Genomic DNA, 25,490 nt, shown 5'->3' on the forward strand with positions numbered 1-25,490 from the left:
GTCAACGGCCTTGTGCGTGTGTTTTCCGAAGCACGGAAGCGGGAAGGGAGGAACGAGCCGCAAGCAGACCCCGCGCGATCATCTCGCAGACGTCGTCGCCGCTGGCCAGAACTGCATTATTCCAGAAGCGCAGCACCTGGAAGCCCTCGCAGCGCAGGAAGGCATCGCGCGTGGCGTCCGCGCCGGGCAGCAGGTGCTGGCTACCGTCGATTTCGACGATCAACGCCTGGGCGAGGCAGACGAAATCGACGATGTAGGGCCCTACCGGAAACTGACGCCGGAACTTGAAACCGAGCAGGCGTCGATCTCGCAACCGATACCAAAGCGCGCGCTCGGCGGCGGTCATTTCACGACGCAGGTGCTTGGCGAATCCGGTCTTGGCGGCGTGGCGCATGGACATTTCCGGCAGGAGGATGGTCAAGGTGGCTTGCGCCGCCCGGGTGGCGCTATCGGTGTTGATGGCGCTTTTGCGTGGGGGATCGCCGCGTGGGAGGCTGCCCTCACCCCTGCCCCTCTCCCGCAAGCGGGAGAGGGGATGTCGCAGCCGGCGGGGGGTTGAACTGCGAAAGTTGCGTGGCCGTGACGTGCTCCGTCGATCAAGCAGGCAACGACCGGCCCGGCATTCCTTAGACCACGATCCAGCAGCATCTGTTGCTCTTGCTGTTGCTCTTGCTGTTGCTCTTGCTGTTGCTCTTGCTGTTGCTGTTGCTCTTGCTGTTGCTCTTGCTGTTGCTCTTGCTGTTGCTCTTGCTGTTGCTCTTGCTGTTGCTCTTGCTGTTGCTCTTGCTGTTGCTCTTGCTGTTGCTCTTGCTGTTGCTCTTGCTGTTGCTCTTGCTGTTGCTCTTGCTGTTGCTCTTGCTGTTGCTCTTGCTGTTGCTCTTGCTGTTGCTCTTGCTGTTGCTCTTGCTGTTGCTCTTGCTGTTGCTCTTGCTGTTGCTGTTGCTCTTGCTGTTGCTCTTGCTGTTGCTCTTGCTGTTGCTCTTGCTGTTGCTCTTGCTGTTGCTCTTGCTGTTGCTCTTGCTGTTGCTCTTGCTGTTGCTCTTGCTCTTGCTGTTGCTCTTGCTGTTGCTCTTGCTCTTGCTGTTGCTCTTGCTGTTGCTCTTGCTGTTGCTCTTGCTCTTGCTGTTGCTCTTGCTCTTGCTCCCTTCTCCCGCCTGCGGGAGAAGGTGCCCGAAGGGCGGATGAGGGGACGCCTCCAAACACCCAAAAAAAAGGCCGCCCGAAGGCGGCCTTTTTCGCACCTGCACGCTTACGCGCGCGCTGGTGCTTACTTCACCAGCGCAGCAATCGCCGCACCCAGATCGCCCGGCGAACGGACGGTCTTGACGCCAGCGGCTTCCATCGCGGCGAACTTGCCTTCGGCAGTACCCTTGCCGCCCGATGCGATCGCACCGGCGTGGCCCATGCGCTTGCCGGCCGGGGCCGACGCACCGGCGATGAAGCCGACCACCGGCTTCTTGACGAACTGCTTGATGTACTCGGCACCGGCTTCCTCGGCGTCGCCGCCGATTTCGCCCACCATGATGATGCCTTCGGTCTGCGGGTCTTCGTTGAACAGCTTGAGGCAGTCGACGAAGTTCAGGCCGTTGATCGGGTCGCCACCGATGCCGATGCAGGTGCTCTGGCCCAGGCCCACTTCGGTGGTCTGCTTGACCGCCTCATAGGTCAGCGTGCCCGAACGCGACACGATGCCGATCTTGCCCGGCTTGTGGATGTGGCCCGGCATGATGCCGATCTTGCACTCGCCCGGGGTGATCACGCCGGGGCAGTTCGGCCCGATCAGCACGGTGTCCGGATGCGAGCGGGTCAGCACGTTCTTGACGCGCAGCATGTCCAGCACCGGGATGCCTTCGGTGATGCAGACGATGACCTTGATGCCGGCCGCAGCCGCTTCCAGGATTGCATCGGCCGCATACGGCGGCGGCACGTAGATCACCGACGCATCGGCGCCGGTGCTCTGCACGGCGTCGGCCACGGTGTTGAACACCGGCAGATCGATATGCGTGGTGCCGCCCTTGCCGGGCGTGACGCCGCCGACGACCTGGGTGCCGTACTCGACCATCTGGGTGGCGTGGAAGGTGCCCTGCTGGCCGGTGAAGCCCTGCACGATCACCTTGGTGTTCTTGTTAATCAAAACGGACATGGATAGTTCCTTCGGTGTCGTGAATCAGGCGGCGTTCTTGACAGCTTCAACGACCTTTTTGGCACCGTCGTTGATGTTGTCGGCCGGGATGATGGCCATGCCGCTGTCGCGCAGCAGCTGCTTGCCTTCTTCCACATTGGTGCCTTCCAGGCGCACCACGACCGGAACCTTGACGCCCACTTCCTTGACCGCGGCGATGATGCCTTCGGCAATCATGTCGCAGCGGACGATGCCGCCGAAGATGTTGACGAAGATGCCTTCGACCTTGTCCGAAGACAGGATCAGCTTGAACGCTTCGATGACGCGCTGCTTGTTGGCACCGCCGCCCACGTCCAGGAAGTTCGCCGGCTCGCCGCCATTGAGCTTGATGACGTCCATGGTGGCCATGGCCAGGCCTGCGCCGTTGACCATGCAACCGATGTTGCCGTCCATGGTGACGTAGTTGATGTCCAGCTCCGAAGCGGTCACTTCGGTCTCGTCTTCCTGCGTCTTGTCGCGCATGGCGATGAGCTGCTTCTGACGGAACGCGGCGTTGTCGTCGCTGTCGAACTTGCCGTCCAGCGCGTACAGGTTGCCGTCGTCCAGGATCGCCAGCGGGTTGATTTCAACCAGCGCCAGGTCCTTTTCGTTGAACAGCTTGTACAGGTTCACCATGATGCTGGCGAACTGGCCGGCCTGCTTGGCGTTCAGGCCGAGCTTGAAGCCGAAATCGCGGCCATGATAGCCCTGCACGCCTTCGACGAAATCGACGTTGAGCGAGTGGATCAGCTCCGGCGTTTCGGCCGCAACCTGCTCGATCTCCACACCACCCTCGGACGAGGCGATATAGGTGATGGTCTTGGTGCCGCGGTCGACCAGGATCGACAGGTACAGCTCCTTGACGATCTCGCCGGCGGTGGTCACCAGCACCAGGTTGATCGGCAGCTCGACGCCGGCGGTCTGGTAGGTCGACATCTTGGTGCCGAGCATCTTGGCCGCTGCGGCCTTCACATCGTCAGTGGTCTTGCAGAACTTGACGCCGCCAGCCTTACCGCGACCGCCCGCGTGGATCTGCGCTTTCACCATCCAGGGGCCCTTGCCCAGGGAATTGGCGACTTCAACCGCTTCGTCCGGGGTCGCCGCGACCTTGCCGGCCGGAACGGGGATGCCGTACTCGGCAAGCAGCTGTTTTGACTGGTATTCGTGGAAATTCATGCGTCACCGTGGGAAAAGGAAACGACCGCTGCGTGCAACGCAGTCCGCCTAGGCGGCACGTCATAGGACGCGAACGGGCCTCCTATTGTGGCCGACCACGCCGTGCGGCGCAAAATTCGCCGGGTTTGGCCGCCTGATCGCAACGCTTGCGCGCAGGCCGACTCTGTGTACAAACGCTGCCCAGACCGCGCACCTGCCTATACTCGCGGCTCGCTCCAGCGGGGAATTCGGCTTGGCATCCATCGCATCGCTCATCGCCCGGATCCAGTCCGCGCCGCAGCGCGAGCTGTACTTTTTCTCGTTGTACCGGGTGCTGGTGGCCGGCCTGATCGCCGCACTGGTGTTCAGCCCGTTGTCCGACGCCATCCCCGAGCCGCGCTACCCACGCCTGGCCGCCGGCGTGGCGATCGGCTATCTATGCATGGCGATCCCGCTGTTGTTTTGGGGCCGTGGCGAACGCCGCCTCACCCCGACCGTACTGAGCGCGGTGGTGGCCGACATCCTGGCCGCCTCCCTGGCCACGCACGCCCTGCCCGGCGCCAGCGCCGGCATCGCGATGATGCTGCTGTTCAACGTCGCCGCCGCCTCGATCCTGCTGCGGCTGCGCTACGGCATGAGCGTGGCGGTGCTGGCCAGTGCCGCCATCGTGCTCGAATATCTGTGGACGGTGCTCGAAGGCGGCGGCGCCACCCGCCCGCTGGCCGAGCTGGCGATGTTTGCCACCAGCTATGTGGCCGTGGCCTATATCTGCCAGCAGATCGCCTCCCGCGCGCGCAGCAACCAGGTGCTGGCCGAACAACGCGGCGCCCAGGTCGCCAACCTGTACGAGATCAATGAACTGATCATCCGGCGCATGCGCACCGGCGTGCTGGTGGTGGACACCCATAACCACATCTCGCTGGCCAACGAAGCGGCGCTGGCCCTGCTTGGCGATGGCGACCAGCGCAACGCGCCCGCCAACCTGTCGTTGGTGGCGCTGACCCCGGAACTGGCGCGCCGGCTGCAGCGCTGGCGTAGCGGCTGGCGCGAGGAAGAGGCCCCGCTGCAACTGGGCGCCGACCGCCCGGAAGTGCAGCCGCGCTTCGTGCGCCTGCTCGCCGACAGCGACCTGGTGCTGGTGTTCCTGGACGACGCCAGCGTGGTCTCGCGCCGCGCCGAATCGCTAACCTTGTCGGCCATGGGCCGCTTCTCGGCCAGCCTGGCGCATGAGATCCGCAACCCGCTCGCGGCGATCAGCTACGCCTCGCAACTGTTGGAAGAATCGCCGGACATCGGCGATGCCGACCGCCGCCTGCTGCAGATCATCCACCAGCAATGCCAGCGCACCAACGGCATCGTCGAAAGCGTGCTCGCGCTGGCCCGCCGCGAGCGCGCCAGCCCGGACAATCTGGACCTGGCGGCATTCGTGCGCCGCTTCGTGGTGGAGTACCGGCAGACCCTGTCGATGGAAACCGACATTCTGGAAGCCAGCATCCAGGGCAGCTCGGTGCACGCCCTGGTCGACCCCAAGCATCTGCATCAGATCCTCACCGCGCTGGTGCATAACGCACTCAAGTACGGCCGGGTGATGGACGAGCCGGCGCGGGTCAAGCTGCGCGTCGAACGCCTCGAGCGCATGGCGGTGATCGATGTGATCGACCGCGGCCCCGGCATCCCGGAAACCGTGGCCGCACAGCTGTTCCGCCCGTTCTACACCACCTCCGAACACGGCACCGGCCTGGGCCTGTACATCGCCCAGGAACTGTGCCGCGCCAACCAGGCGCGACTGGACTACGTGTCGGTGCCTGGCGGCGGCGCCTGCTTCCGGATCTTGCTGCAGGTGCCGAACGGGTTGCTGGGCAAGTGAGCGTCATCGCAGAGTCATGCCTGCCTTGCGCAGGCCAAGTGCGCAGCGTGTGCCTGCGGCCAGCCGCGACGGGTCGTGCCTTGTCCGAGCGATGCACCGTTGTTTGATCGCGTGAATCGTTAGGCGCCAACGCGCCCCACAATTGTCGGCTGTCATCGCCGTGGGCTATCGTGCGCACCATGAGCGAACCCAAAAGTGCCCTGGTTGTCGATGACGAGCGTGATATCCGCGAGTTGCTTGTTCTCACCCTGGGACGGATGGGCCTGCGCATCAGCACCGCCGCCAACCTGGCCGAAGCGCGCGAGCTGCTGGCCAACAACCCCTACGACCTGTGCCTGACCGACATGCGTTTGCCTGACGGCAACGGCATCGAACTGGTCACCGAAATTGCGAAGCACTACCCGCAGACCCCGGTGGCGATGATCACCGCATTCGGCAGCATGGACCTGGCCGTGGAAGCCTTGAAAGCCGGCGCCTTCGACTTCGTCAGCAAGCCGGTGGACATCGGCGTGCTGCGTGGGCTGGTCAAGCACGCGCTGGAATTGAACAATCGCGACCGCCCCGCCCCGCCACCACCGCCGCCGGAGCAGGCCAGCCGCCTGCTCGGCGACTCCAGCGCCATGGAAAGCCTGCGCGCCACCATCGGCAAGGTTGCGCGTAGCCAGGCGCCGGTCTACATCGTCGGCGAATCCGGCGTGGGCAAGGAGCTGGTCGCCCGCACCATCCACGAACAAGGCGCACGCGCCGCCGGCCCGTTCGTCCCGGTCAACTGCGGTGCCATCCCCGCCGAGCTGATGGAAAGCGAATTCTTCGGCCACAAGAAGGGCAGCTTCACCGGCGCACATGCCGACAAGCCCGGCCTGTTTCAAGCCGCGCATGGCGGCACGCTGTTTCTGGACGAAGTGGCCGAATTGCCGTTGCAAATGCAGGTCAAGCTGCTGCGCGCCATCCAGGAAAAATCGGTGCGCCCGGTCGGCGCCTCCGGCGAATCGCTGGTCGATGTGCGCATCCTCTCGGCCACGCACAAGGACCTGGGCGACCTGGTCTCCGACGGCCGCTTTCGGCACGACTTGTACTACCGCATCAACGTGATCGAACTGCGCGTGCCGCCGCTGCGCGAACGCGGCGGCGACCTGCCGCAACTGGCCGCCGCCATCATCGCGCGCCTGGCGCATAGCCACGGCCGCCCGATTCCGCTGCTGACCCAATCCGCGCTCGACGCGCTGGATCACTACGGCTTCCCCGGCAACGTCCGCGAACTGGAAAACATCCTCGAACGCGCCCTGGCCCTGGCCGAAGACGACCAGATCAGCGCCACCGACCTGCGCCTGCCCGCCCACGGCGGCCACCGCCTCGCTGCCACACCCGGCAGCGCCGCCGTGGAACCGCGCGAAGCCGTCGTCGATATCGACCCCGCTTCGGCCGCCCTGCCCTCTTATATCGAACAACTGGAGCGCGCCGCGATCCAGAAAGCGCTGGAAGAAAACCGCTGGAACAAGACCAGAACCGCCGCGCAGCTGGGCATCACGTTTCGTGCGCTGCGGTACAAGTTGAAGAAGTTGGGGATGGAGTGAGGGGTGGGTGGGGCTAACGGACCTCCCTTCTCCCCTCGGGAGAAGGTGCCCGAAGGGCGGATGAGGGTACGTCGGCATAGCCGCCACACCCCTTTCAAAACTTAGCCAACGAGAGAACAGGGCAACCACTCAATCCTTGGTCACCCGATTGATCTCAGCCAGGCTCGTCACCCCATGCGCCGCCTTGACCAAGGCCGACTGGCGCAGGTCGCGGATACCGATCCTCTGCGCCGCCTCGGCAATCTGCATCGCGTTACCGCCTTCCAGCACGATCGCGCCGATCTCGTCGGTCATCGGCATCACCTGGTAGATACCGGTACGTCCCTTGTAACCTTCGGTGCATTCATCGCAGCCGACCGCCTCATACAGCTCGATGTTTGCGATTTGCTCGGGCGTAAAGCCTTCCGCCAACAGCGCATGCTCCGGCAGGGTCGACTTGCGCTTGCAGTTGTTGCACAACCGCCGCGCCAGGCGCTGCGCAATCACCAACGTCACCGAAGAGGTGATGTTGTACGGCGCAATCCCCATGTTCATCAAACGCGCGATGGTTTGTGGCGCATCGTTGGTATGCAGCGTGGACAGCACCATGTGACCGGTCTGCGCCGCCTTGATCGCGATCTCGGCAGTCTCCAGGTCGCGGATTTCGCCGACCATGATGATGTCCGGATCCTGACGCAGGAACGAGCGCAATGCTGCGGCGAACGTCATCCCGCGCTTGACGTTCTGCTGCACCTGATTGACGCCCGGCAAGCGGATTTCGACCGGATCCTCGGCCGTGGAAATGTTGCGCGTCTCATCGTTGAGGATGCCTAGCGCCGTATACAACGACACCGTCTTGCCCGAACCGGTCGGACCGGTCACCAGCACCATCCCGTAGGGCTTATGGATCGCATCCAGGAACAACTTCTGCTGATCCGCCTCATAACCCAGCTTCTCGATCCCCAGCTTGGCCGCACTGGCATCGAGGATACGCAGCACCACCTTCTCGCCAAACAGCGTCGGCAAGGTACTCACACGGAAGTCGATTTGCTTGGTCTTGGACAGATTGAGCTTGATGCGCCCGTCCTGCGGCACCCGCTTTTCGGCGATATCCAGCTGCGACATCACCTTCAATCGCGCCGCGATGCGTTGGCTCAGCTTCACCGGCGCCTTGGCCACGTTCTTCAGCAACCCATCGATGCGCAACCGCACCCGGTAGTCGTCTTCATACGGCTCGAAATGGATGTCGGAGGCTCCCCGCCGGATCGCATCCACCAGCACCTTGTTGACGAACTTCACCACCGGCGTGTCGTCGCCCTTGGCATCGACCCCGGAATCCCCACCGGCGCCCATGTCCTCGTCGCCGGCCGACACGTCCAGGTCACCTATATCGTCATCGTCATTGCCGAGCGACGACCCAAGCGCGGCATTGCTGGCCTGCCACTGTTCCAGGGTGCGACGGATCTGGTCCTCGTCGACCAGAATCGGCTCGACCACCAAATTGGTATGGAACTTGATGTCGTCCAGCGCACGGGTCTGGGTCGGGTTGCTCACCCCCACGAACAACCGGTTACCGCGCTTGAACAACGGCAGCACCTGGTACTTCTGGAGCAACTCTTCGCTGACCAGCTTGATTGCGTTCTGGCTGGCGTCGAAGACCGACACGTCCATCAAAGGCATACCGAATTCTACGGCGTTGGCAGCAGCTAGCTGAGACGCTGTAACCAGCTTTTTTTCGGCGAACCATTGTGGCAAAGGAACCTTTGCCAAAGCGGCTTGGTCCATCGCCGTACGCGCTGCTGACTCATCTAAGGCCCCATCTTGAACGAGGCGTCTTGCAATACCTGTGATCCCAACTAAGTTCAAGGTTAGCGCGCTCATTGTTTACCTCGTACATTTAGTATAAGTGCAGCCAAGCCTAACACCTCAAGGACAATGACCTTGGCCCGACTTGAAACCGCGAATCGAATCACAGGTTGTACCAGTATTTAACCATCTCAATTGCCCACTAAAATAACTTGGCGTATCTACTACCGTTAGATACTCTCCACTCTGTAAATTTGTAGCTCCGGTCTTAGCCTCAATGATGCCGTCAGCGACTGAGAATGTCTCAACGAGATTCCTGGTGGTGAATAAAGGAATTGGTGGCACACCGTTGAGGCCAGCGGTACACCCTGACAAGGTCTGGCGTTCGTTAGCGCAATCCGCTACGGCGACCCTATATCCTTCTAGCTCAACCATTGCGCCCGAAGCTCTTGATCTTGAAATATAATGATGATACTGCGGAAAAGCAATTGCCGCAATTATACTAATTACCGCAATTACCATCATTAATTCTATTAAATTAAAACCACTATTTTTTCTCATACTCCCCTCTCATAACAAAGGGACCGCATCACCGTGCTTGCTAATTACCGAGCCCAGCCGTTCAATCCACTACCAGCCACACACGAACAAGGACTGTGCGACTTGAAGTTTTGGCGCCCCAATACAAGTGATAAATTTGCAATTCATACTGCGCAAACTAATCAATAGAAATAAATACGGCCCCGGGAAACCGGAGCCGTATTTATCGAAAAGAAAAGCTAAAAAATCAAGGAGTGGGGCAACCACCTTGCCCAGGCTTGAAGCCACGAGTAGGGTTACACGAGGTACCGCTATTGCGCCATGTAATGGATGCTCCATTAGCGGTCGGCGTGAGAATATAGGTCAGATTTGCGCCACCACTGCTGGCAGTTGCACCGGTGGTCGCAGTAATGACACCGTCAGTAATGCTTGTAATTTCAGTGACATTCCTGGTCACCGGAAAAGCCGCTGCTGTGATAGCCGGAATGCCGTTCGTGGCAGCGCTACAGCCGACATTTGTCTGAGTTTCTGCGATGCAAGAGCTTACTGCCGTACGGTAGCCAGCAAGCTCAGCTGCTGCGCCAGCAGCACGAGTACGAGAAACGTAGTCCTGGTACTGCGGAATTGCGATGGCAGCCAAGATTGCGATGATTGCCACAACAATCATCAACTCAATCAATGTAAAGCCCTGTTGTGCCTTCTTCATAACGTATCCCCTAGATCTGATAGTTGAAATTTCCCGAGACGTGGAGTCCGAGCTGCACAACGGCCGTGTTGCGCACAGAGGTATTCCAGCAAAACTCGTGCCAACCGTGCCAGAAGCCGCGCTTCGAACTCCCGACGCTATGATCCACACGATGTACGGGCATGTCATGCCATACATCACAGTTGTGAGAGCACATCGGCATTACGCCAAATGTCGTCACATGATGACAACCAGGGTCAGTTCCACCTCAAGAATCTTCCGCGACCAGTCAAGACCCCGATTTACAGGATAATTCTGGCGCTCTGACCTGAGAAAGAGGTAACATCCGTGTACTTCCGCCTGGGGACGGCGGTTCGGGGACCAGAAAATGTCAGCAGTACGCAGCAATCTTAAGAACACTCCGAAGAGCGTGACCACTCAACTCCCCACGTTCACGTGGGAAGGCGTGGATCGCCGCGGCGTGAAGATGAAAGGTGAGCAGACTGCTCGCAATGCAAACCTATTAAAGGCAGAGCTAAGGCGACAGGGCATCACTCCTAGCGCAGTAAAGCCGAAGGCGAAACCACTGTTTGGCGCAGCCGGAAAAAAAATAACACCTAAGGATATCGCTTTCTTTAGCAGGCAAATGGCAACGATGATGAAGTCCGGGGTGCCTATTGTTAGTGCACTTGAGATTATCGGTAGTGGACATAAAAACCCTCGCATGAGAGATTTGGTTGGCCAACTACGAGCTGATATCGAAGGCGGCTCATCACTCTATGAATCGCTAAGCAAGCACCCCGTCCAGTTCGACGAGCTATACAGAAATCTCGTTAAGGCAGGTGAGGGTGCGGGCGTGCTTGAAACTGTTCTTGAAACAGTTGCGACGTATAAAGAAAACATCGAAGCACTCAAGGGAAAGATAAAGAAAGCGCTCTTTTATCCAGCGATGGTTGTTGCAGTAGCAATCATTGTCAGCGCCGTCCTACTCATTTTTGTGGTCCCACAATTTGAAGATGTATTTAAGGGGTTTGGCGCTGAACTTCCAGCTTTCACGCAGCTTATCGTTTCCGCTTCACGCTTCATGGTCTCTTATTGGTGGCTGATATCATTCATCGTCATTGGCTCCGCAGCAGCATTCCTATTCACTTTCAAACGTTCCTTGCGGCTGCAGCACTTCATGGACCGCCTCGTACTCAAAATTCCGATTATTGGGCAGATTATGCATAACAGCGCAATCGCCCGTTTCTCTAGAACCACAGCTGTCACATTTAAGGCCGGCGTCCCACTTGTTGAGGCATTAGGAATTGTGGCGGGCGCGACCGGTAACGCGGTATATGAAGAAGCTGTTTTCAGGATGCGAGACGATGTCTCTGTGGGATACCCGGTAAATACCGCCATGAAGCAAGTCAACCTCTTCCCTCACATGGTAATTCAGATGACAGCCATTGGCGAAGAGGCTGGCGCCCTCGACGCAATGCTATTCAAAGTGGCAGAATATTACGAGCAAGAAGTGAATAATGCGGTGGATGCTTTGAGTAGTCTGCTTGAGCCACTCATCATGGTTTTCATTGGCACGGTTGTGGGAGGGATGGTAATTGGCATGTATCTTCCCATCTTCAAACTAGCTTCGGTGGTCTAAAACGTAATGGCATTTCTCGACCAGCATCCCGGTCTCGGCTTTCCTGCCGCGGCCGGACTGGGACTGCTGATCGGCAGCTTCCTGAACGTGGTGATCCTGCGCTTGCCCAAGCGCATGGAGTGGCAGTGGCGGCGCGACGCGCGCGAGATCCTGGAGCTGCCCGACATCTACGAGCCGCCGCCGCCGGGGATCGTGGTGGAGCCTTCGCACGACCCGGTCACCGGCGACAAGCTCAAGTGGTGGGAGAACATCCCGCTTTTCAGTTGGCTGATGCTGCGCGGCAAGTCGCGTTACAGCGGCAAGCCGATCTCGATTCAGTACCCACTGGTGGAGTTGCTGACCTCCATCCTGTGTGTGGCCAGCGTCTGGCGATTTGGGTTCGGTTGGCAGGGTTTCGGCGCGATCGTGCTGAGTTGCTTTCTGGTTGCGATGTCGGGCATCGATTTGCGCCACAAGCTGCTGCCGGACCAGCTGACCCTGCCGCTGATGTGGCTGGGCCTGGTCGGCTCGATGGACAACTTGTACATGCCGGCCAAGCCTGCCCTGCTGGGCGCGGCGGTCGGCTATGTGTCGCTGTGGACGGTGTGGTGGCTGTTCAAACAGCTCACCGGCAAGGAAGGCATGGGCCACGGCGATTTCAAGCTACTAGCCGCGCTCGGTGCCTGGTGCGGGCTGAAAGGCATCCTGCCGATCATCCTGATCTCCTCGCTGGTTGGCGCCATCCTGGGCTCGGCCTGGCTGGTGGCCAAGGGCCGCGACCGCGCCACCCCGATCCCGTTCGGCCCCTATCTGGCCATCGCCGGCTGGGTGGTGTTTTTCTGGGGCAACGATTTGGTGGACGGCTACCTGCACTTCGCAGGCCTGCGTTGAAAGAGGCACGGCGATGAGCGACTTCGTCGTCGGCCTGACCGGCGGCATCGCCTCCGGCAAGAGCGCGCTTGCCGCTGAATTCGAGAAGCTGGGCGTGCCGGTCATCGATGCGGATGTCGTTGCTCGCCAGGTCGTGGCGCCCGGCCCCATTCTCGAAGCCATCGTGGCTTGCTTTGGGCCAGGCATCCTGTTGCCGGACGACACTCTGGACCGGCGGGCCTTGCGCACTATCGTCTTCGCCGATCCCAATCAACGTAAAGCGCTTGAGGCAATCACGCATCCTGCTATCCGTGCAGAGCTGCAGCGGGCGGCACAGGCAGCTGAAGGCCCGTATGCCATCGTTGCGATTCCCTTGCTCACCGAAGCGGGTGGCCGTGCGACCTATCCATGGCTGGATCGGGTTCTAGTGGTCGATGCACCGGTCGCGGTGCAACGTGCCAGACTGATGCGACGCGATGGCAGCACGCCTGAGTTGGCCGATCAGATGATTGCCGCGCAGGCGTCCCGCGAACAGCGTCTGGCGCTCGCAGACGATTTCGTGGTCAATGACGACCAGCCGGCACATTTGGTGCGAGCGGCTCACGATCTGGATGCTCGGTATCGCTGCCGCACAAGTTAGCTCGTCCTGCCCGCTGTGCGGCATGTTGCACTAGCAAGCTCAGCGAAACACGAGACGCCGCAAGCCACTGCCTAACGATGAAACGCCAACGTCGCGATCACGCCGCGCTCCTGGCCTGGGCGCACGCTCACGCGCCAGCCGTACAAATCGCATAGCCGGCTGACGATCGACAGGCCGATGCCGCCGCCTTGCGAGTGGCCGGCGTGGGTGCCGCGGTAGCCGCGTTGGAAGAGTTTGGCGGCGTCCTCTTCGCTCAGGCCGGGGCCCGAGTCGATCACTTCCACCGCGTCGCCGCGCACGCGCACGCGCACCTGGCCGTCCTGGGTGTACTTGACGGCGTTGCCGATCAGGTTGCCCAGCGCCACGGACAAAGCTGACTCGGGCGCGTCGATGACCAGGTCGCGCTCGCCTTCCAGCAACAGCTCCAGCGGTTTGCCGCCGAGTTGTGCGCGGTGCGAATCGATCAATTGTTCGGCCACCTTGGCGACGTTGCTGCTGCCCTGCCCGCGCTCGTTGCGCGAGAGCAGCAGCAGCGAGCCGATCAGGTCGCTGCATTGCTGTTCGGCGCGCTGGATGCGCTGCAGCCGCTGCAGCACCTTTTCGTCGAGATCGGGTTTGGTGAGCAATAGCTCGGTGGCACCGCGGATCACTGCCAGTGGCGTACGCAGTTCGTGGCTGACGTCGGCATTGAATTCGCGGTCGCGTTGCACGACTTCGGTGAGGCGGGCCGAGTAGTCGTCCAGCGCTTCGGCCAGCTGGCCGACTTCGTCATCCGGGAAATGCGCGGCCAGCGGTTTGGGTTCGCTGGTGCCGCCGCGGTAGGCGCGCAGGCGTGCGGCCAGATCCGACACCGGGCGCATCACCTTTGAGGCTGACCACCAGCCAATCAATAGCGAAAATCCGCTAAAAACAAGCACCGACAACATCAAGGTGCGTTTGAGCTGGATCTCGCCCTTGAGCGTTTGGGTCATGTCATAGGCGAGGAAGAACCACTCGCTCGGCGTCTTGCGCACCGCCAGCTTGTACGAATACGCGTTGCCGCTTTCGTCCAGGCCGGTGATGGTGTGGATGCCGTCGGGCAGTTGGTACCACTCCGGCTGTTCCTGGCGCAGCGATTCGAATTTATCGCTTTTGACCACGCGCCCGCGCATCTGCTGCACCGGCAGGTCTGGATTGCGCAGCGGGTCGGAATAGAAGCGCTGCGCAAACGCATCGATATTGCGGTTCATCACGTCTTCGACCAACTGGTTTTCCACGCGCGCGCGTGCCCAGGTGGTGGCGAAGGCGAACAACGTCGTCAGGCAGAAGCCCAACAACACGAACGAGAGAATGATGCGGCTGCGCAGGCGCCGCCGGTAGCGGCCACGCCCACGGGCGGGCCGCGCGCCGTTATTGCTTTCAGGCATCGGGCGAGGCGATGCGGTAGCCGATGCCGTGGCGGGTCTGGATCATCGGCACATCGAAGGGCTTGTCGACCACCGCGCGCAGGCCGTGGATGTGCACGCGCAGCGAGTCGGAATCGGGCAGTTCTTCGCCCCAGACGCGGGTTTCCAGTTCCTGGCGCGTGACCACGGCCGGCGAGGCTTCCATCAGCGACTGCAGGATCTTCAACGCAGTGGGGTTGAGCTGCAGCAGCTTGCCGCGACGACGCACTTCCAGCGTGTCCAGGTTGTATTCCAGATCGCCGGTTTCCAGTACGCGGGTGTGCACGCCCTTGCCGCGACGCGAAAGCGCGTTGAGCCGCACTTCCACTTCCTGCAGCGCAAACGGCTTGATCAGGTAGTCGTCCGCGCCGGAGTCGAAACCGGCCAGCTTGTTGTCCAGCGAGTCGCGCGCGGTGAGCATCAGTACCGGCGTCTGCTTGCGCGCTTCGTTGCGCAGCTTGCGGCAGACTTCGATGCCGTCCATGCCGGGCAGGTTGAGATCCAGCACGATGGCGTCGAACTCGTGCACCACGGCCAGGTGCAGGCCGGTGACGCCGTCTGCGGCGAAATCCACCGTGTGGCCGCGGTCTTCGAGGTAATCGCCCAGATTGGCGGCGATATCGCTGTTGTCTTCAATTACTAGAATTCGCACTGGAACCTCATTCGTTAAGCTGTTTTTAGCGCTGGCGCCGAGAAATTTCGTCTTGACTCACCGTGGTCTGACGGCGCCGCTGGGCGGCCGTCATGCACTGTTTCGTACTCATCTGCGAACCAGTTGCACGCTCGCGCCGGCAAATCAGCCGGCTATCTTCGCTTGCCCTGGTCAAAATTCTGGTGACGAACTCCTGATCGTTGCGAACCGCCGCCAGCTACCCGGCCGCAGTGCCTGGGCGTTGGGCTGCGCTTCGAATACTGCGTCGAGCCGATCAAGCGCCGCACTCACCTTAGCGCGCTCATCCTGACTGATCTCGGAGTACTTCTCGCCTGCGGCAAGGTCGGTACGCACCTGCGCCGCCTGCGGCTTGAACGGCTGGTCCACAGCGAGCACGACCGCCAACGCGTGCTCGGCAAAAAAACACGCCACAAGCAGCAGTCCACCTACACTCCACAGCCTTGCCATGCGACGCCTCCTTGTGCCTGAGCGATTTAACATTTGGCGAATGTAGACGCGAATTTCAACAGCGGCAAGCCGTCCATAAAAAGGCCCAAGTGCGACACCGCACTTGGGCCAAAAGTTCATCCCGATCACCGTCACTGCCGAGAGCGGAGCTACGGTCGGGAGAGGCTAGCCGGGCAAGGATTAGCGTTTCGTTAAAATTTCGATAAAAATGGTAGCCGGCCGATCAACGGATGGACTGCTCCAGGTGCTGAATGATGGCAGCGGCCACGTCTACCCCGCAGACACCCTCGACGCCTTCCAGGCCGGGGGTCGAATTGACCTCAAGCACCAGCGGGCCTCGCTTGGAGCGAATCAGGTCCACCCCTGCCACCGCCAACCCCAGCGCGCGTGCCGAGCGCACGGCGACGTCCTGCTCCTGCTCGGTGGCCTGGGCGGCGGCGGCGGTACCGCCCAGGTGCAGGTTGGAACGGAAGTCGCCTTCGGCCGCCTGGCGCCGCATCGCCGCGACCACCTTGTCGCCAACCACGAAACAGCGTAGGTCCGCGCCTTCGGCTTCGCCGATGAATTCCTGCACGATGAAATTGGCGTACAACCCGCGCAGCGCTTCGACCACCCCGCGCGAGGCGCTGGCCTTTTCGGTCAGGATCACCCCGGCGCCCTGGGCGCCCTCGTTCAACTTCACCACGTGCGGCGGCGGGCCGAGCATGGAGAGCAGGTCCTGGGTGTCGTCGGGGTTGTCGCCGAACACGGTGACCGGCATGTCGATACCCTGCGCGGCCAGCAGTTGATGCGCCCGCAGCTTGTCGCGCGAGCGCAGGATGGCGTCTGAGGGATTGGGCGTATAGGTGCCCATGAATTCGAGTTGGCGCAGCACCGCGGTGGCATAGCGGGTGACCGAGGCGCCGATCCGCGGGATCACCGCATCGAAGCCGGTGATCGGCTTGCCTTTGTAGTGCAGGCTGAAGCCGTCGGCGGCGATGCGCATGTAACAGCGCAGCGGGTCGAGAATGCGTACGGTGTGGCCACGCTTGCGCCCGGCTTCGATCAGGCGCCGGGTGGAATAGAGTTTGCTGTTGCGGGAAAGAATGGCGATCTTCATCGCGGCAGGCACACGGCGCGGCTTGGACATGGGCGGAGTCTGATGACGAAGTGGCCCAAGTCCGTACCTGGCCTGCCGATGGCGCGTGTGCGCGGGCGGCGGCCCGGCGTTGCACACTGTGATCGGCGGGTTGCGTCGGCCCCGAGAATGAAAGCGCGATGACGCCTTGGCGGAGCGAAACCACGCAACCGCTGCGCAACCTCACGCAGCCCGATGCTAGCAGGGCGCCCGCGCGACGCTCAAGCGACGGAAGCCCGTTGCGCAGCGCGCATGACGCGGTATCGATACGCAGCTCACGCTCCACCCCACTCGAGCGCTACGTAACCGGCTGCCCGCACCTGATTGCAAGGCAGCGCGGCAGACGCCTTGCAATGCGGTCGCGCAGCGCCACCCTCGAACGTCCCATCCATCGCCCTCACGCCGCCCCCCTGTCTCCGTGACGCGTCTTGCACAGAGGGAAACGCAATGCTTGAGTCCCCTCAATGCCGGCGTGCCGGCGCATCCGAGACTCTCCATGCGACGTCCAGCAAGCGCGGCTTATGCCAACCCCTCCCGTATCCGCCAGGGGCGCCCGTTTCCCCGCGGGGCCGTCTTCGACGGCAAGGGCACCAATTTCGCGCTGTTTTCGGCACATGCCACGCGTGTGGAACTGTGCCTGTTCGACGAACACGGTAACGAAACCCGCGTCGACCTTCCCGAGTACACCAACGAGATCTGGCACGGCTATCTGGCCGATGCCAAACCCGGGCAGCGCTACGGCTATCGCGTGCACGGCCCTTACGCACCCACCGAAGGTCACCGCTTCAACCACAACAAGCTGCTGCTGGACCCGTATGCGCGCGAGCTGGAAGGCGAGCTGATCTGGTCCGATGAACTCTACGGTTACACGGTGGGCCACCCCGATGGCGATTTGAGCTTCGACGAGCGCGATAGTGCGCCCTTCATGCCCAAATGCGTGGTGGTCGAAGACACCTACGATTGGGGCGACGACACGCGCCTGCTCAAGCCTTGGAACGAAACCGTCATCTACGAGACCCACGTGCGCGGTTACACCATGCGCAACCCGCAGGTGCCCGAGGCCGTGCGCGGCACCTTTGCCGGCCTGGCGCAACCGCAGGTGCTGCAATACATCAAGGACCTGGGCATCACCGCAGTGGAACTGCTGCCGGTGCATGCATATCTGGACGACCAGCATCTGCTGGACAAAGGGCTACGCAATTACTGGGGCTACAACACCATCGGCTTTTTTGCGCTGAAGTCGCGCTACCTCTCCAGCGGCCATCGCGACGAATTCCGCGACATGGTCAAGGCCATGCACAAGCAGGGCCTGGAAGTGATTCTGGACGTGGTCTACAACCACACCGCCGAAGGCAGCGAATTGGGGCCGACGCTCTCCTTCAAGGGCATCGACAACGCCAGCTACTACCGCCTGGCCGAAGACAAACGCTATTACATCAACGACACCGGCACCGGCAATACGCTCAATCTGAGCAATTCGCGGGTGATCCAGTTCGTCAACGATTCGCTGCGCTATTGGGCCGGCGAAATGCACGTGGACGGCTTCCGTTTCGACCTGGCCACCATTCTTGGCCGCGAACCAAGCGGCTTCGATCAACGTGGCGGCTTCCTGGATGCCTGTAATCAGGATCCGCTGCTGTCGGAGGTCAAGCTGATTGCCGAGCCGTGGGACTGCGGCCCGGGCGGCTATCAGGTTGGTCATTTCCCGCCGGGTTGGTCGGAGTGGAACGACAAGTTCCGCGACAACGCACGCGAATTGTGGAAAGGCGAAGATGGCAAGCTGGCGGAATTTGCAACCCGCTTCACCGGCTCTGCCGATCTGTTCGACCGCCGCGGCCGCCGCCCGTGGGCGTCGGTGAACTTCATCACTGCGCACGACGGCTTCACCCTGCGCGATCTGGTCAGCTACAACGAAAAGCACAACATCGACAACGGCGAAGACAACCGCGACGGTTCGTCCAACGACGGTTCCTGCAACTACGGTGAGGAAGGCGATACCGACAACGCGGACGTGCTGCAGATCCGCGAGCGGCAGATGAAGAACCTGCTCGCCACACTGCTGCTGTCGCAAGGTACGCCGATGATGCTGGCCGGCGACGAGCGTGCACAGTCGCAAGGCGGCAACAACAACACCTATTGCCAGGACAACGAAATCACCTGGCTGGATTGGGAAAATGACCCGACCGATGGCCGTCTCACCGACTTCGTCAAAGCGCTGACCAGGCTGCGCAAGCGTTACCCGATCCTGTCGCGTGGCCGCTTTCTCAATGGGCAGTACAACGAAGAAGCCGGCCTGCGCGATCTCACCTGGCTCAATCCGGGCGGCATCGAGATGGACGACGCGCATTGGACCGATGCCGGCGCACGCTCGGTCGGCCTGTTGCTGGAAGGCAAGGCGCAGACCTCTGGCGTCAAGGAGCTGGCCAACGACGACACCTTGCTGATCGTGATCAACGCTTACCACGAGGGCGTGACCTTCACCCTGCCCTCCACCGACGAGCCGGTGCACTGGAAGCTGGTGCTGTCGACCGATGAAGCGCTGGAGGTGGACATGATGCCGGCCGGCGCCAGCGAATTCCTGGCACCGCCACGCAGCGTCTCGGTCTTCGAGTGCAAGAGCGACCAGTAAGACGCGAACGTCAATGCGTAAACGATGAGCGACGCTCGCTGCCTACTATCTTCGTAGGCAGCGAGCGTTTTTCGTTTGGCATTCCCCGCCGCGTAATTCGCAGGCGTTTTTGAGTGCGCCGAGGGGTTCAACGGTGATGCCGGCGCGCGTTGATGCACAAAGGGGATGCTGCGCGCACGGCTGCGTTGGATCTCACTGTTGTGCATTGGCCGGATAGAGCGCCGCGCATTGACGACATTCAAGCTTCGGAGGCTTTCGCTTAAATTTTTATGCCGCCTTCCTCAACACTGCTTGAAATTCAGCATTGAATGTGACGCTTAGACACCGGTAGCTGGCGATCAGAAATACAGATGGCAGCCCTTCAACGCCTATCGTCTGTCAACGAACAGCAGGCAGCCGAAAAACCGAGAAGCACGCAACCGAGCTGAACATCGATCGACGATAGAGCATCGAATATCGGCTAATACCGCAAACAACAGCCACTTCGGCCGAGCGCCGACCGACGCAAAAACGCATCCAGGCGCTAGGGCGCCAAACAATCGCTAAAACATTCACGCTGCGGGCCAGCGCAACTCCAAGGTGCAACCACTAAAACGACGATCGAACGGCTCAGCCCGGATACAGCGGAAAACGCTTGTCCGGGTGATTGGCCTTCCATTCCTTGTAGGAGCTGGTGCCTTCCCAGGCCTTGAACGCGCGTGGCGTACGGCCACGGCCGGACCAGGTCTCGCCGGAATGCGGAATCCAATACTTGGCGACCACTTCGCCGGTAGAGGACAGCGGGCCTTTGGATTTACCAGTCATCGCCAGCGAGGCAATCTGGGACTTCTGCTTGGCATTGAAACGGCTGCCGAACTGCGTGAGCACCTCGACCACCTGGTCGAAGGCTTCCAGCGTCTGAGCATATTTCAGCTGCGCTTCTTCCTGCTCGAGCTTGCGCAGCTCTTCCAGCAGTTGGGCGCGTGCAGCGGCGGCGGGTGAAGCGGGAGGAACCTGGCGCATTGGCAAAACGTAAGGTTGGGCGGGTCAGCGAGTATTGCCGCTGCGCCGCCCAGCGTAAAGCGCCAGGGCCGTACGAGTCTGCTGGCGCTCAGCGATGGCGCAGCAGCGCGTGCTCGCGGGCCATGGTCAACACCGGGCCGATCCGCCCGGCACGGATCAGCTCGCTGCAGTGCTTGCCGACGAATTCCACCCGCGGCGCCCGGAACCACTGCACCACCCGCTCCAGCTCGCCGGCATTGATCGACCAGGCGTGGCAGACCGCCTCGCCCAGTTCTTCCACCCCGATCAGCCCAAATTCGCGGATCTGCGCCGGCTCGAGCGCGAACATTTCCAGCACCTTGTCCGCATCGTCCGCTGTGGCAAAGCCGATCCTCGTCTGCTCCGCGAGGCCGGCGCTGTAGGCGATCGACGCCGTCCGCGCAGACTCGGCACGGCGCATGCCCTTGACCAGCGCGCCGACGAGTTGGGAATGGGTGTTCATGCCTGCACTATGTGGCGGGGCGGCGGAAGGCTCAATCGGGATCTCCCTGACTCTGTGCAGGGAAATTCCGAAGCTCTGGGTGTGCTCGCAGGCCTTGCGCCGATCCGGCGGGCTGTCCTGCGCGAGCCCCAGCGGCAGGTAGGCGTAATCGCCTGTTGCGGAGTAGCGCACCTGCTCGGTCAGCGCACGCCGTAGCGCCACGTCCGCCCAGTCGATATGGTCCTGCTGGCCGATCGCCATACCGGTTGCCGCAATGGCCCAGGCAGCCCAGTAATCATGATTGTTGAAATGCGCGAAGGAGGCCTTGCGCCGCGGCGTGTGGTCGGCAATCACCTGCTGGGCGAGCTGCGCCAGCCAGGTGCGGCTTGCCTGCGACAGTTCGAAGCGGTGATTGCTCAAGGCCTGGGTCTGCATGACCACCGCTGCAATGGCAGCCAGCGCCCATTTGCGCTCGGCGATGCCGGTCTTGGAGGCATCAGGGTCGAGCAATGCGCCCGCGTCTGCCCAGCGATCCAGCCCCTGGCCGACGCAGGACAATGCCGTTGCGGCATCGGTTGCACTGCTGGCCCGCTCAAAGCGTGCAGATGCCGCAACCAGCTGCTGCAGATACGTTCGAATCTGGGTTTGGGTCGCTTGCGTCTGCGCATTTTGCTGCGTCAGCGTGGGCCTGCTCGCATCGAGCCTGTGCGTACTTGCTTTGCAGCAGCAGCCGCCCGGTAAACGGCTTGGCCCACGACACCGGGCAGGCGGCCACTGTTGCCGGTTGCTGCAGCAGCCGTGCAGCCGCGCTGGGCTGTGCCGGCCAGATCGGCGTCACCGCCGCCGCGCTCCCTGCCCATGCGAGCAGCACCGCAAACAGGGATCTCCGAAACATTCCTTTCATCGCCAGACGCGTCATCGCCCACCCGGTCGTACGCGGCGTGGCAACGCACGTGCTTTCAGGCGCACCACGTGCCGCGGCAGGCCACGGTACACCGCAGCCGCATCACCGTCGCGCCGGTCGCCACCCGGCAGCAGTGGCTTCGTTCACCGAACAGAAGAAGCGCTCGCCCTTCTGGGTTGAAACGCGCGTCCGTGCGTAATCGCGCTGGCCCGGCACATGGAAGATCTTGCTGCCATTGCTGGAAATATTGCCTTTGATTCTGCAATGGCTTGGCGCCGATGGTGCAGCCTGGCGTGCGGTTGCTGCCCGTGCCTTCTTGTCGCGCCGGTACTCTGCCGGCACCTGAAACACGCCTTGCCAAATGTTGCGCCGTTGCTGTTGCGCAATGCGCTCGTCTGCACTGAACGCAGTGGCGTATTGCCGATAGGCCACCGCCCAACCGGATCGCACCATCCAGGCATTGACGGACTGCCCCTGCACGAAGCACTCGGCAACGGTGCGGCCATAGCGATCGGTATCTTTGGGCTGGCAGCGCACCGTCTTGTCCAGCAGATAGCCATCCAACGCGGCGGCCGCGCGGCGGCCGCACGGCCAGGCGCTGCCATCATGTGCAGTGCACTGCTGCGCGCTCTCCGGCGCATCGATTCCCCACAGGCGGACGCGCTGTTGCGCGATGGTGATGGTGTCCCCATCGGTCACCGTCGCACGGCCGACCAGCTCTGCAGCATGAAGAGGCGAAACAACCAACACCACCGACAACAACCAAGCTTTCAACAACCTCAACCGCCACTTCCTTTCTAAATCGGCAGACCGCGCTCCGCGTGTCGTGCCTTGTTGCCACTGCAGCCGGCCGGCTTGGTCAAGCGTTCCATCGAACCTGACATCTGCTCCGGCAACCAATGCCAGCGCAAGGGCCGGCACTGTATGCCAATCCACAGGCGCTGCCTATCCCTTCGGCACGATGTCGTGTGCACGCTTCAGGCATGCTCCACCGCGGACCGAACGCCTCGTCAGCGATCCGACGTCCCCCCGATTTTGAGTAGCGCCGCAGTTTGGAGTCCAATTCCCTACCCGAAGGAGATTGGACGTGAAGAAGCGTTTTACTGACGAGCAGGTCATCGGCTTTCTGCGTGAGGCCGAAAGCGGCGTGGCGATCAAGGACCTGTGCCGGCGCCATGGCTTCAGCGAGGCCTCCTACTACCTGTGGCGCAGCAAGTTTGGCGGGATGAGCGTGCCCGATGCCAAGCGACTCAAGGACCTGGAGGCAGAGAACACGCGCCTGAAGAAGCTGCTCGCCGAGCAGGTGTTCCAGAACGATCTGATCAAGGAGGCACTGCAAAAAAAATGGTGAGCGCACCGGCGCGTCGTGCGCTGGTGCGCGAGTGGATGGGGCGAGGGGCCAGCGAGCGTTGCGCGTTGGCCGCGATCGGCATGAGCGCCAGTGCGCTGCGCTATTGCCCGCGCGAGGACCGCAACGTTGCGCTACGCGAGCGCATCGTGGAACTGGCGCATCGCCACAAGCGCTACGGCGTGGGGATGATCTATCTCAAGCTGCGCCAGGAAGGACGCCTGGTGAACTACAAGCGTGTGGAGCGCTTGTACCGCGAGCAGCAGCTGCAGGTCCGCCGCCGCAAGCGCAAGAAAGTGTCAGTGGGCGAGCGTCAGCCGCTGCTGCGGCCATTGCAGGCAAACCAGGTGTGGTCGATGGACTTTGTGTTCGACCGCACCGCCGACGGCCGGGCGATCAAGTGCCTGGTGATCGTGGACGACGCCACACACGAAGCGGTCGCCATCGAGGTGGAGCGTGCAATCTCGGGCCATGGCGTGACGCGTGTGCTGGAGCGGCTGGCCATCAGCCGCGGCTTGCCGCAGGTGATCCGCACCGACAACGGCAAGGAGTTCTGCGGCAAGGCGATGGTCACCTGGGCGCATGCGCGTGGCGTGCAGTTGCGACTCATCCAACCCGGCAAGCCAAACCAGAACGCCTATGTCGAATCGTTCAACGGCCGGTTGCGCGATGAATGCCTCAACGAGCACTGGTTCCCGACACTGCTGCACGCACGCACCGAGATCGAGCGCTGGCGACGCGAATACAACGAGGAGCGACCCAAGAAAGCAATCGGCGGCATGACCCCGTCCGCGTATGCCCAACAGCTGGCCAACACCGATATCATCAACCCCGGACTCTAGACCCGGCCGCTACTCAGGATGGGGGGACGTCGGCTATCGAACAGATAGAGCGTAAACGCCATGAAGGCGTTGCGGGCCTGGCTCACCCAGAACTTCTGTGCCTCAGAGCCGTCTGGATAGAGCATCGCCGCGACACTCATCAGATCCGACACGCGAAAGGCGGGATCGGGCGAGATGTAGCTCAGCGGATTCCAGCGGTGCGTGCGCCCGTCTTCGGCAAAGGGGTTGAACAAGAAGACCTCTTGGCCTTGGCTCTTGCGCCAACCCGAGGTCAGTTCGAAGTTTTCCTGCTTGATATCCAGGACCACCACCGAGCCTTGGTAGTCGAGCAGATTGGGAATGACGATGCCCACGCCCTTGCCCGAACGCGTGGGCGCGGCCAGGATCACAAACTGCTGACCGGGCAAGCGCACCAGCTTGCCACCGTGCTTGCCGACCACGATGCCGGTTGGCGACGGTTTGAGCATGTCCTTCTTAGCCAGATCACTGCCAGAAGCAAAGCGCGCATCGCCATGCAAAGCGGCGGCCTTCGGCTTGAACAGCGGGATAAGCAGTGCGATCCAGGCCAGAAGCGGCACGCCGAAGCCGAAGACACCAGCCAGCTTGATCTTGGTCGCGTAGGGAGCGAACTGCGGGAGGCCGAGCGCTTTGACGTAAGACCAGTAGGTGGTGAAGGTGAGTGGCTCAGCCACCTTCAACAGCATCAAGATCAACTGGCCGGAGAGAAAAAGTCCTCCGACCAAGGCAAACAGCAATAGCCCGATGGCGACACCGATCTTGATCTTTCCGCTCATAACGCCATGCCTTCCATGCTCGGATCCCTGGCTTGTTTGAAAACGACCGTCCGCTCGCAAGATTACAGGATCACACCGCCCGTTCAGATCGGTTGCACATTGGCATCTGTATAGAAATTGTCTGACGGATCCAAGACACCAGCGAGGCCCGATGCACGATGGGCTCGGCTGATTGCTACGCTGGGCTTAGAGCTGCAATTCGGCGACGACCTTTCACTACTCTTCGACGGAGAGCTTGGCGAGCACTTGGATGGCATCTGCCAACTCATCGGTCTCGGCGAAGAAGGCAGCCAGTGGCATGTCGAGGGCATCGGCCAGGCGCTTGGCGGTGCGCAAGTCGCACCCGTTGACACCCTTCTCTGCCCTTGCAAATTAGCGGGAGCCCAAAAGCGCACTAGATGCCTGATGGCCGATGCAGCAAGAGGGGCTTTGGCAAAGCGATATCTCAAACGATACCTCGGGAGGTCGTTCGGAGCGGTCTTCAACCGGGAGGATTAGCCAGCGCGGCCAACGACTTAGCGCTGAAATTCGCAAGACTGGAGCGGGCGATGGGAACAGAATCCTACCGCGCCAACCAATTGATTTTCCTAACTTATCCCGGAGTGGGGTGATCCAAAAATGATACCCCGCGTGATACCCGATCATAGCCAAGCGAGTGGCAGCGCTTCAAGTCTCCATGCCCGCGAACCTTGGACTGCTCGGGAACCGGACAGGCTCCAGAGGGAGGGAGGTTGGCCGTTCGGTCTCCCACGCCTGCGAGTCGTGTCTCCCGCAGCACGTGGGGTCCACATTCTTCCGGCTGCGCTGGAGAGCGGCGGCAGCCCACATATCAACATTGGGCATACTAAAGATGAAATCTTTCCTCGTATTCAAATTTGTGAAATAAGCCCACAAGCGAGCTCTTGCTTAGCTGAGAATTGTTGATTGGATGAGGACTTCCCCACACACAGGA

General features: G+C 61.5%; 20 protein-coding genes and 4 pseudogenes. 7 read left to right on the forward strand and 17 right to left on the reverse strand.

Going from position 1 to position 25,490, the window contains the following annotated elements:
• Position 1 precedes the first annotated feature (1 nt).
• The 4 genes from M3O59_RS15440 to sucC all read right to left on the reverse strand — a co-directional run bounded on the left by M3O59_RS15440 (position 2) and on the right by sucC (position 3,337).
• Positions 2 to 394 carry an endonuclease domain-containing protein gene (locus tag M3O59_RS15440; protein ID WP_064634653.1) on the reverse strand — a complete coding sequence of 131 codons (393 nt, stop codon included), beginning with the start codon at positions 392 to 394 and terminating at the stop codon, positions 2 to 4.
• Positions 395 to 626: 232 nt separating this feature from the next.
• Complete coding sequence (locus M3O59_RS15445; RefSeq protein WP_373418978.1) at positions 627 to 1,199, reverse strand: hypothetical protein; 573 nt, start codon at positions 1,197 to 1,199, stop codon at positions 627 to 629.
• 68 nt (positions 1,200 to 1,267) lie between these two features.
• Positions 1,268 to 2,143 (reverse strand): succinate--CoA ligase subunit alpha, encoded by an 876-nt coding sequence (gene sucD, locus M3O59_RS15450; RefSeq protein ID WP_064634550.1) that lies wholly within the window; start codon positions 2,141 to 2,143, stop codon positions 1,268 to 1,270.
• 24 nt (positions 2,144 to 2,167) lie between these two features.
• Entirely contained in the window at positions 2,168 to 3,337 is a 1,170-nt protein-coding gene (gene sucC, locus M3O59_RS15455) for an ADP-forming succinate--CoA ligase subunit beta (protein ID WP_064634549.1), read from the reverse strand.
• 232 nt (positions 3,338 to 3,569) lie between these two features.
• Between sucC and M3O59_RS15460 the strand changes: the two genes are divergently transcribed.
• Positions 3,570 to 5,183: a sensor histidine kinase gene (locus M3O59_RS15460; RefSeq protein WP_064634548.1), complete on the forward strand. Its 1,614-nt coding sequence runs from the start codon at positions 3,570 to 3,572 to the stop codon at positions 5,181 to 5,183.
• A gap of 179 nt (positions 5,184 to 5,362) precedes the next feature.
• Positions 5,363 to 6,757 carry a sigma-54-dependent transcriptional regulator gene (locus M3O59_RS15465; protein WP_147308524.1) on the forward strand — a complete coding sequence of 465 codons (1,395 nt, stop codon included), beginning with the start codon at positions 5,363 to 5,365 and terminating at the stop codon, positions 6,755 to 6,757.
• A 129-nt stretch (positions 6,758 to 6,886) separates the two neighbouring features.
• Here the strand turns inward: M3O59_RS15465 and pilB are convergent, their stop codons facing one another.
• From pilB to M3O59_RS15480, 3 genes are all read right to left on the reverse strand, one after another.
• Positions 6,887 to 8,617 carry a type IV-A pilus assembly ATPase PilB gene (gene pilB, locus M3O59_RS15470; RefSeq protein ID WP_116906311.1) on the reverse strand — a complete coding sequence of 577 codons (1,731 nt, stop codon included), beginning with the start codon at positions 8,615 to 8,617 and terminating at the stop codon, positions 6,887 to 6,889.
• Between the two features lie 45 nt (positions 8,618 to 8,662).
• Positions 8,663 to 9,103: a pilin gene (locus M3O59_RS15475; RefSeq protein ID WP_116906312.1), complete on the reverse strand. Its 441-nt coding sequence runs from the start codon at positions 9,101 to 9,103 to the stop codon at positions 8,663 to 8,665.
• A gap of 226 nt (positions 9,104 to 9,329) precedes the next feature.
• On the reverse strand, positions 9,330 to 9,788 hold the full coding sequence (locus M3O59_RS15480; RefSeq protein ID WP_116906313.1) for a pilin: 459 nt from the start codon (positions 9,786 to 9,788) through the stop codon (positions 9,330 to 9,332).
• 367 nt (positions 9,789 to 10,155) lie between these two features.
• On the opposite strand from M3O59_RS15480, the gene M3O59_RS15485 reads away from it, so the two are divergent.
• Genes M3O59_RS15485 through coaE form a run of 3 tightly spaced genes read left to right on the forward strand, consistent with a single transcriptional unit; the run spans position 10,156 to position 12,898 of the window.
• Positions 10,156 to 11,409 carry a type II secretion system F family protein gene (locus M3O59_RS15485; RefSeq protein ID WP_116906314.1) on the forward strand — a complete coding sequence of 418 codons (1,254 nt, stop codon included), beginning with the start codon at positions 10,156 to 10,158 and terminating at the stop codon, positions 11,407 to 11,409.
• Positions 11,410 to 11,415: 6 nt separating this feature from the next.
• Positions 11,416 to 12,279, forward strand: a complete 864-nt coding sequence (locus tag M3O59_RS15490; RefSeq protein ID WP_046343941.1) for a prepilin peptidase — start codon at positions 11,416 to 11,418, stop codon at positions 12,277 to 12,279.
• Between the two features lie 13 nt (positions 12,280 to 12,292).
• Entirely contained in the window at positions 12,293 to 12,898 is a 606-nt protein-coding gene (coaE, locus tag M3O59_RS15495; protein WP_116906315.1) for a dephospho-CoA kinase, read from the forward strand.
• Positions 12,899 to 12,969: 71 nt separating this feature from the next.
• Here the strand turns inward: coaE and M3O59_RS15500 are convergent, their stop codons facing one another.
• From M3O59_RS15500 to rimK, 4 genes and pseudogenes are all read right to left on the reverse strand, one after another.
• On the reverse strand, positions 12,970 to 14,304 hold the full coding sequence (locus M3O59_RS15500; protein WP_181920605.1) for a sensor histidine kinase: 1,335 nt from the start codon (positions 14,302 to 14,304) through the stop codon (positions 12,970 to 12,972).
• Complete coding sequence (locus M3O59_RS15505; protein ID WP_006448355.1) at positions 14,297 to 14,974, reverse strand: response regulator transcription factor; 678 nt, start codon at positions 14,972 to 14,974, stop codon at positions 14,297 to 14,299. The genes M3O59_RS15500 and M3O59_RS15505 overlap by 8 nt, the downstream gene beginning before the upstream one ends.
• A gap of 25 nt (positions 14,975 to 14,999) precedes the next feature.
• A pseudogene (locus tag M3O59_RS15510) lies at positions 15,000 to 15,475 on the reverse strand (hypothetical protein).
• 190 nt (positions 15,476 to 15,665) lie between these two features.
• Positions 15,666 to 16,541, reverse strand: a complete 876-nt coding sequence (gene rimK, locus M3O59_RS15515) for a 30S ribosomal protein S6--L-glutamate ligase (protein ID WP_116906324.1) — start codon at positions 16,539 to 16,541, stop codon at positions 15,666 to 15,668.
• Positions 16,542 to 17,055: 514 nt separating this feature from the next.
• Between rimK and glgX the strand changes: the two genes are divergently transcribed.
• On the forward strand, positions 17,056 to 19,188 hold the full coding sequence (gene glgX, locus M3O59_RS15520) for a glycogen debranching protein GlgX (protein ID WP_116906316.1): 2,133 nt from the start codon (positions 17,056 to 17,058) through the stop codon (positions 19,186 to 19,188).
• Between the two features lie 609 nt (positions 19,189 to 19,797).
• Here glgX and M3O59_RS15525 read toward each other — a convergent pair.
• The 4 genes and pseudogenes from M3O59_RS15525 to M3O59_RS15540 all read right to left on the reverse strand — a co-directional run bounded on the left by M3O59_RS15525 (position 19,798) and on the right by M3O59_RS15540 (position 22,337).
• The gene (locus M3O59_RS15525; protein ID WP_064634538.1) at positions 19,798 to 20,190 is read right to left on the reverse strand and encodes an H-NS histone family protein; all 393 of its coding nucleotides are present in this window, start codon (positions 20,188 to 20,190) and stop codon (positions 19,798 to 19,800) included.
• 88 nt (positions 20,191 to 20,278) lie between these two features.
• Positions 20,279 to 20,671, reverse strand: a complete 393-nt coding sequence (locus M3O59_RS15530; RefSeq protein ID WP_181920609.1) for a hypothetical protein — start codon at positions 20,669 to 20,671, stop codon at positions 20,279 to 20,281.
• Positions 20,672 to 20,899: 228 nt separating this feature from the next.
• Positions 20,900 to 21,208, reverse strand: a pseudogene (locus M3O59_RS15535) (alginate lyase family protein); the annotation flags it as partial.
• Positions 21,209 to 21,656: 448 nt separating this feature from the next.
• Entirely contained in the window at positions 21,657 to 22,337 is a 681-nt protein-coding gene (locus M3O59_RS15540) for a thermonuclease family protein (RefSeq protein ID WP_373418979.1), read from the reverse strand.
• Positions 22,338 to 22,641: 304 nt separating this feature from the next.
• Between M3O59_RS15540 and M3O59_RS15545 the strand changes: the two genes are divergently transcribed.
• Positions 22,642 to 23,744, forward strand: a protein-coding gene (locus M3O59_RS15545) for an IS3 family transposase (RefSeq protein WP_330462629.1) whose coding sequence is annotated in 2 segments (ribosomal slippage) — positions 22,642 to 22,891 and positions 22,891 to 23,744 — 1,104 coding nt in all. Because the reading frame shifts where the segments join, the coding sequence is not laid out codon by codon here.
• A gap of 32 nt (positions 23,745 to 23,776) precedes the next feature.
• Here M3O59_RS15545 and M3O59_RS15550 read toward each other — a convergent pair.
• Positions 23,777 to 24,538: pseudogene (locus tag M3O59_RS15550) on the reverse strand (type IV secretory system conjugative DNA transfer family protein); the annotation flags it as partial.
• A gap of 216 nt (positions 24,539 to 24,754) precedes the next feature.
• Positions 24,755 to 24,904, reverse strand: a pseudogene (locus M3O59_RS15555) (transcriptional regulator); the annotation flags it as partial.
• Positions 24,905 to 25,490: the final 586 nt, after the last annotated feature.

It is taken from the genome of Xanthomonas nasturtii, from assembly GCF_023337365.3.
Taxonomy (GTDB): Bacteria; Pseudomonadota; Gammaproteobacteria; order Xanthomonadales; family Xanthomonadaceae; genus Xanthomonas; species Xanthomonas nasturtii.